The 5,565-nt window shown below is 38.6% G+C and carries 2 protein-coding genes; both read left to right on the top strand.

What is annotated here, in order from left to right; all coding sequences use genetic code 11:
* Positions 1 to 3,012: DUF445 family protein (locus ACHBID_RS10930; RefSeq protein WP_394734397.1), on the top strand; the 3,012-nt coding region annotated here is incomplete at its 5' end.
* A gap of 433 nt (positions 3,013 to 3,445) precedes the next feature.
* On the top strand, positions 3,446 to 5,565 hold a 2,120-nt coding region (locus tag ACHBID_RS10925; protein ID WP_394732351.1), incomplete at its 3' end, for a KxYKxGKxW signal peptide domain-containing protein.

Below are 5,565 nucleotides of genomic sequence, written 5' to 3'. Positions count from 1 at the left end.
TCTGAATCAGTATCAGAGTCAATCAGCGAATCAGTATCCGAGTCCGTTTCTGAATCAATCTCAGAATCAGTTTCTGAATCGATCTCAGAATCAGTTTCTGAATCAGTATCCGAGTCCGTTTCTGAATCAGTATCCGAGTCAGTCAGCGAATCAATTTCTGAGTCAATCTCCGAGTCTGTATCAGAATCAATCTCAGAATCCATTTCTGAGTCCGTATCAGAATCAGTAAGCGAATCAGTATCAGAGTCAGTTTCAGAATCAATTTCTGAGTCAGTATCAGAATCAGTATCAGAGTCAATTTCTGAATCAGTATCAGAATCAATCTCTGAATCCGTATCTGAGTCAGTATCAGAATCAATCTCTGAATCAGTCTCTGAATCAGTATCTGAGTCAATTTCTGAGTCAGTATCAGAATCAGTGTCTGAGTCAATTTCTGAATCAGTATCTGAGTCAATTTCTGAATCAGTATCTGAGTCAATCTCAGAATCAGTGTCTGAGTCAATCTCTGAATCAGTATCAGAATCAATCTCAGAATCAGTGTCTGAATCAGTATCTGAGTCAATCTCTGAATCAGTATCAGAGTCAGTAAGCGAATCAATCTCAGAATCAGTGTCTGAGTCAATTTCTGAATCAGTATCAGAATCAGTGTCTGAGTCAATTTCTGAGTCAGTAAGCGAGTCAATTTCAGAATCAGTGTCTGAGTCAGTATCAGAATCAATCTCAGAATCAGTGTCTGAGTCAGTAAGCGAATCAGTATCAGAATCTACCTCTGAGTCAGTCTCAGAATCAGTGTCTGAGTCAGTATCAGAATCAATCTCAGAATCAGTGTCTGAGTCAGTAAGCGAATCAGTATCAGATTCAGTGTCTGAGTCAGTATCAGAGTCAATTTCTGAATCAGTATCAGAATCAATCTCTGAATCCGTATCTGAGTCAGTATCAGAATCAATCTCTGAATCAGTCTCTGAATCAGTGTCTGAGTCAATTTCTGAGTCAGTATCAGAATCAGTATCAGAATCAGTGTCTGAGTCAATCTCAGAATCAGTATCAGAATCAATCTCTGAGTCAGTAAGCGAATCAGTGTCTGAGTCAATTTCTGAGTCAGTATCAGAATCAGTGTCTGAGTCAATCTCTGAATCAGTGTCTGAGTCAATCTCTGAATCAGTCTCTGAGTCAATTTCTGAGTCAATCTCAGAATCCGTATCTGAGTCAGTATCAGAATCAATCTCTGAATCGGTCTCTGAGTCAATTTCTGAGTCAATTTCTGAGTCAGTATCAGAATCAGTATCAGAGTCAATTTCTGAATCAGTATCAGAGTCAATTTCTGAATCAGTGTCTGAGTCAATTTCTGAATCAGTCTCTGAGTCAATTTCTGAATCAGTATCAGAATCAATCTCTGAGTCAGTATCAGAATCAGTGTCTGAGTCAGTCTCAGAATCAGTAAGCGAATCAGTGTCTGAGTCAGTATCGGAATCAGTGTCTGAGTCCCTTTCAGAATCAATTTCTGAGTCAATTTCAGAATCAGTGTCTGAGTCAATTTCAGAATCAGTGTCTGAATCAGTCTCTGAGTCAATTTCTGAATCAGTATCAGAATCAATCTCAGAATCAGTAAGTGAATCAGTGTCAGAGTCAATTTCTGAATCAGTCTCTGAGTCAATCTCTGAATCAGTGTCAGAGTCAATTTCTGAATCAGTGTCTGAGTCAATTTCTGAATCAGTCTCTGAGTCAATCTCTGAATCAGTGTCTGAGTCAATCTCTGAATCAGTATCAGAATCAATCTCAGAATCAATCTCAGAATCAGTGTCTGAGTCAGTGTCTGAATCAGTCTCTGAGTCAATCTCTGAATCAGTATCAGAGTCAGTAAGCGAATCAATCTCAGAATCAGTGTCTGAGTCAATTTCTGAGTCAGTAAGCGAGTCAATTTCAGAATCAGTGTCTGAGTCAGTATCAGAATCAGTGTCTGAGTCAGTATCAGAATCAATTTCTGAATCAGTATCAGAATCTACCTCTGAGTCAGTCTCAGAATCAGTGTCTGAGTCAATTTCTGAATCAGTGTCAGAGTCAATTTCTGAATCAGTCTCTGAGTCAGTATCAGAATCAATCTCAGAATCAGTGTCTGAGTCAATTTCTGAATCAGTATCAGAATCAATCTCAGAATCAGTGTCTGAGTCAATTTCAGAATCAGTGTCTGAGTCAGTATCAGAATCAATCTCAGAATCAGTGTCTGAGTCAGTATCAGAATCAATCTCAGAATCAGTGTCTGAGTCAGTAAGCGAATCAGTATCAGAATCAGTGTCTGAGTCAGTATCAGAATCAATTTCTGAATCGGTATCAGAGTCAATCTCAGAATCAGTGTCTGAGTCAATCTCAGAATCAGTGTCTGAGTCAATCTCAGAATCAGTGTCTGAGTCAATTTCTGAATCAGTCTCTGAGTCGGTATCAGAATCAATCTCAGAATCAGTGTCTGAGTCAATCTCTGAATCAGTCTCTGAGTCAATTTCTGAATCAGTCTCTGAGTCAATTTCTGAATCAATTTCTGAATCAGTATCAGAATCAATCTCAGAATCAGTCTCTGAGTCAATTTCTGAATCAGTAAGCGAATCAGTATCTGAGTCAATTTCTGAATCAGTATCAGAATCAATCTCAGAATCAGTGTCTGAGTCAGTATCAGAATCTGGTGTAGAGATTCATTCACATGGTCCTGGATTGGTTAACCCACCGCTTCCACCAATGAATATTGAATCGATTTCTGAATCTGTTAGCCAGTCACTATCTATCTCTGAATCAGTATCAGAATCAATCTCTGAATCAGTAAGCGAATCAGTATCAGAGTCAGTTTCTGAATCAGTCTCAGAATCGGTAGTTCCACGTCATTCTCAAACATCACGTAAACAAGGTGCATTGCCAAATACTGGTGAGGAATCATCAGCTTGGGCAGGTATCTTAGGTGCAGGTCTTCTCCTTGGTGGTTTGTACAAACGCCGCAAGAAAGAAGATGAGGAAGAAGTAAAATAATTTCCTTCTGACTGGATCATAAAGAGAAAAAGTAGTTAGTCAGCTAGCTACTTTTTTTGCTTGTGAATGAAAAATATTTTTGAAAAACGGCACCACCTTAATATATTTAAAAAACAAATAAAATTACTAAAAATACTTTAGATTATTTATGTGAATAAACACTAAAAAGCCTAAATCAAAGTGCAAAAAAAAGTAATCAGAGTTTTGAAAAATACTTTAAATAGCATCATTTCCTGAAAACGTCATCAGAAACAATGTGAAAAAATATTTTTGATATTGCATATTTATTGTTGACAAAGAAAAATAAGTAAGTGTATAATTGAGATATTACTATCATCTTTGGATAGATAATTAAGCAATAACAATATAGTGAGTGGCGTGTGTTGTTATAAAGTTATTTTCCAAATGTGAAAAAATTTTTAGGGAGTTAGAAATGACTGGAAAAAACAAAGAGAATATTACCGAAGTCTCGCGTAAAAGTCGTGTCAAGATGCACAAATCCGGTAAGCACTGGGTTCGTACGGTAATGTCTCAAAGCGGTTTGATGCGCATAGGTGGTAGCAAGCCATCAACTGGTAAAGTGACAGTAAATACGAATACCGTTCAATCTTCAGCTACAGCAATGTTGCGTGGTTTGATTGCAGCAAGTGCGGCAGTCGGTGGTGGAATCACAGTTGACCAAGTACTTGCAGAAGACACTGTAACGACATCTGAGATAACAACCACTGTCCTTGCTACTGAGGATACAGTTAGCATGAGCAATGCAGGCACTGAGTCCGACACTTCATCACAATCAAATAGTGATTCGACATCGACAAGTCTATCGGATTCGACAAGTATTTCAGATTCAGCTAGCTTGTCAGATTCGTCAAGCCTTTCAGACTCAGCAAGTGTGTCTACCTCTACAAGTGAGTCAACTTCAGAAAGTGAGTCAACTTCAGAAAGTGAGTCTACATCTGAAAGCAAATCAGTTTCTGAAAGTGAGTCAATCTCATCAAGCGAATCGGTGTCAGTTAGCGAGTCTACTTCTACAAGTGAATCTGCTTCTTCAAGCGAAACTACATCAACAACTGAATCACAGAAAAGCACGAGTTCATCGACATCAGCAAGTGAGACAGTGACTTCAACCTCAGAATCAATTACTGGTTCTGAAACGCTTGGTTCAGAATCTGGACGACAGGCGTTGGAGCAAGTTGTCTCTGAGGGTGAAATTCTAATTAAATTGGCTGAATCGCAATTGGAAAAGTCATCTGACAGTGAGTTAGCAGCAGTCTTAGCAACATCTAGAGCAGAGGTAGCGGCTGCAAAACAATTGTTAGGTGATTCAGCTGTTTCGTTAGAAGAGATCGAAGTTGCAGTGTCCTCAATTCAATCAAGTTCACTTGCTTTGGGAGCAGAGCTAGTTAAAGGACAGTCTGAAAAATATTTAGCAGTTGCTCATGATGTAACAACAGGAACTCCATCTGCATATATTGATAGTAACGGGGTTACCCAATACATTTATACAGGAATTTTAACTGGTGGTGATGCTTCAGAAAATGCTAACAATACCATTATAGACAGTATTAGTTATTCGTACGATACTGGGACCAACCGTACTACTTGGAAAGTGAATCTATCACCTGCATTTGCAACGAATAACCAGTTTGGTATTGTTATCGCAACAAATGATAGTATTATCTCTCGTGAGATGAGTTACTACTCAGATGGAAACCTAATTCGTAATAGCGATTACACACCGTATATAGCGAAATCATCTTTTGATAATTTGGTTTATAATAACTACGCGATTAACATTACTGAGTGGCGTACAATTGGTGGTGGTGTTGCCAACAATATGACTTGGACGTTTGTCACAGAAGGGGATTCTAAGACCTTTTATGTACGTACAGCGACAGCTATTGTTCAATCTACGTTGGAAGGGATTTTAAAAGGTGACGGACGTACCTTATATGCGCAGCGATATGATGAGTCACCGCTTAAGGGGATTGATATTGACAGTTTAGATCCTAATATCCCATCAATTTCAGAGTCTACGTCAATTTCCCAATCAAATTCTTACTCAGAGTCAGCTTCAGAATCAGTTTCAAATTCTTTATCTTTGTCTGAATCAGAATCGACTTCAAAATCAGAATCAGTATCTAACTCTGAGTCTATTTCAAATTCAGAATCAGTTTCAAATTCAGTCTCAGAATCAATTAAAGAATCAGTCTCAGAATCAGTTAAAGAGTCCGTTTCCGAGTCCGTCTCAGAATCAGTTAAAGAGTCCGTTTCTGAATCAGTCTCCGAATCAATTTCAGAATCAGTGTCTGAGTCCATCTCAGAATCAATTTCTGAATCGGTATCAGAGTCAATCTCTGAGTCAGTAAGCGAATCCGTCTCAGAATCAGTCTCTGAATCAGTCTCTGAATCCATCTCTGAGTCTGTAAGTGAGTCCATCTCAGAATCAGTGTCTGAGTCAATTTCAGAATCAATCTCAGAATCCGTATCTGAGTCAGTCAGCGAGTCAATCTCTGAATCAGTATCTGAGTCAGTCAGCGAGTCAATCTCTGA

The sequence above is a fragment of the Streptococcus sp. A25 genome (assembly GCF_043674095.1).
Taxonomy (GTDB): Bacteria; Bacillota; Bacilli; order Lactobacillales; family Streptococcaceae; genus Streptococcus; species Streptococcus suis_V.
This window is presented reverse-complemented; position numbering and strand designations above follow the sequence as displayed.